The following is a 2553-nucleotide window of genomic DNA, read 5'->3' as shown; positions in this document are numbered from 1 at the left end:
CGCCGTCCGCGGCCTCCGGCGCGGCCGCCTCCGGCGGCGCGTGTGCCGTGGCGCCGCGCAGCTGGCTCAGGCGGGTGAGCAGTTCGTCACGGGAGCGCCCGCGCCAGGCGAAGACCCCGAACGGGTCCTCCTCGAAGGAGCGGGCCAGCGCGTAACACGTCGCCGCGAGGTGGATGCAGGGCATCGGCCAGCGTTCGCAGGTGCAGTCCATCGCGACCTCGTCCAGCGACAGTGGCAGCAGCGTCAGCCCGGCGGCGGTGAACACCGCCTCGATGTCGGCCGGCATGCGGCCCGCCAGCAGGTCGGCCACGTAGCGGGCCTGCGCCGCCAGGTCGTCCTCGACGCGGGACCATTCGGCGGCACCGAACGCGCGCACCGCGATCCGGGACCGGAAGGCCGTCGGGTCGTCCGGGCCTCTGACCTGGGCCGTCACCAGGCTGCCGGAGATGGCCAGGAGGCGCACGTGCCCGGCCCGGGCGTCGCGGCGGCCGCGGGCGAAGGTCGGCGCCATCCGCAGCGACTCGAACATGGCGATGAAGGGTGCCGAGAGCCGGTCAGTCAACGACGGCCTCCGGTGCCAGGGCCAGCAGGTCGCGCAGGTCGTCGGTGCTCAGGCCGGTCAGCCAGCCCTCGCCGTTGCCGACCACGCGCTCGGCCAGCACGCCCTTGTCCGCGATCAGGCGGTCGATGCGTTCCTCGAGCGTGCCGAGGCAGACGAGGGTGTGCACCTGGACGTCGCGGTCCTGACCGATGCGGAACGCCCGGTCGGTCGCCTGGGTCTCGGTCGCCGGGTTCCACCAGCGGTCGACGTGCACGACGTGGTTGGCGGCGGTCAGGTTGAGGCCGGTGCCGCCGGCCTTGAGCGACAGCACGAAGATGCCCGGGCGGCGGTCCGCCTGGAACGCCGCGACCATCTCGTCGCGGGCCCGGCGCGGGGTGCCGCCGTGCAGGTAGCGGACCTCGACGCCGAAGCGGGCCGCGAGGTGCGGCACCAGCATGGCGCCGAAGCGGGCGAACTGGGTGAAGCACAGCACGCTTTCGCCGTCGGCGAGGGCGGCGTCGAGGATCTCCTCGAGGCGTTCGAGTTTGCCGGAGCGGCCGGGCAGCGGGGAGCCGTCGCCGAGCAGCTGGGCCGGGTGGTTGCAGACCTGCTTGAGCTTGGTCATCGCGGACAGCACGATGCCCTTGCGGCGGATCTCGGTCTCGTCGGCGAGCCGGTCGGTCATCTCGTTGAGCACGGCCTGGTAGAGGGTGGCCTGCTCGGCGGTGAGCCCGCACAGGTGCCGGGTGTGCCGCTTGTCGGGCAGGTCGTCGATCACCGCGGGGTCGGCCTTGACCCGGCGCAGCATGAACGGCCGGGTGGCGTGGCGCAGGCGGGCGGCGGCGTCCTCGTCCGCGTAGCGCTCGATGGGGACCGCGTAGCGGGCGCGGAACGAGTGCGCGCTGCCGAGCAGCCCGGGGTTGAGGAAGTCCAGGATGGACCAGAGCTCGGCCAGGCGGTTCTCGACCGGGGTGCCGGTCAGCGCGACGCGGTGCCGGGCGTCGAGGCGGCGCACGGCCCGGGCGGCCCCGCTCGCGCTGTTCTTGATGTGCTGCGCCTCGTCGAGGACGACCCGGTCCCAGGGCACGGCGGCCAGGGCGTCCACGTCGCGGGTGGCGGTCGCGTACGTGGTCAGCAGCACGTCGGCGCCGTCGAGCAGGTCGGCGGGGTCCGGTCGGTCGCTGCCGTGCAGGACTCGCACCCGCAGACCGGGCGCGAACCGGGCCGCCTCACGCACCCAGTTGCCCAGCACCGACAGCGGGCAGATCAGCAGGGTCGGCCCGCGGCCGCGGTGCAGCAGCAGGGCGAGCAGCTGGACGGTCTTGCCCAGGCCCATGTCGTCCGCCAGGCAGGCGCCCACCCCCAGGTCGTCGAGGAAGGCCAGCCAGGAGAAACCCCTTCTCTGGTACGGCCGCAGCTCCCCGACCAGGCCCCCGGGCGGGTCGAGCAGCTCGAGCCGCTCGCCGAGGCGCCCGGCGAGCAGGTCGGCGAGCCAGCCCTTGCCGTCGACCGTGGTCACCGGCAGCGGGAGCTCCTCGGGCGGGAGCAGCCTGACCATCCGCAGCGCGTCGCCGGCGGTCATGGTGCCGCCGCCGCGCCGCAGGAACTCGAGCCCGGCCCGCAGGCGTTCCGCGTCGAGGTAGACCCAGCGCCCGCGGAGCCGCACCAGCGGCACCTTCACCCGGGCCAGCTCGGCGAGCTCCTCGTCGGTCAGGGCGCGGCCGCCCAGCGCTAGGCCCCAGTTGTAGCCGACGATGGTCGCCAGGTTGGCCGCCTCGTCGCGCAGGACCGGGGCGACCTCGTCGCGGGCGCGGACCTCCAGGGCCAGGCCGAGGCTCTGCGGCTCCCGCCACCAGGCCGGCAGCAGGACGCCGTAGCCGGCCTGCTCGAGCAGCGCGGCGTGGCTGAGGAAGCGGTGCGCGCCCTCGGTGTCGAGGACCAGCTCGGCGGGGCGGGCGGTGCGCAGGGCGGCGTCGAGGTCGCCGAAGAGCCGGGCGGCCCGGCCGAGCCCG

Annotated in this window: 2 protein-coding genes; both read right to left on the bottom strand. The window is 74.9% G+C overall.

The features are described 5' to 3' along the window. Positions 1-562 (bottom strand): hypothetical protein (locus AB0F10_RS45240; protein WP_360640750.1); only part of this gene is annotated, 562 nt, incomplete at its 3' end. Further along, positions 555-2553 (bottom strand): DEAD/DEAH box helicase (locus AB0F10_RS45235; protein WP_360640748.1); only part of this gene is annotated, 1999 nt, incomplete at its 5' end. The genes AB0F10_RS45235 and AB0F10_RS45240, both read right to left, overlap by 8 nt.

The sequence above is a fragment of the Actinoplanes sp. NPDC026623 genome (assembly GCF_040638275.1).
In the GTDB taxonomy this organism is placed as follows: domain Bacteria; phylum Actinomycetota; class Actinomycetes; order Mycobacteriales; family Micromonosporaceae; genus Actinoplanes.
This window is presented reverse-complemented; position numbering and strand designations above follow the sequence as displayed.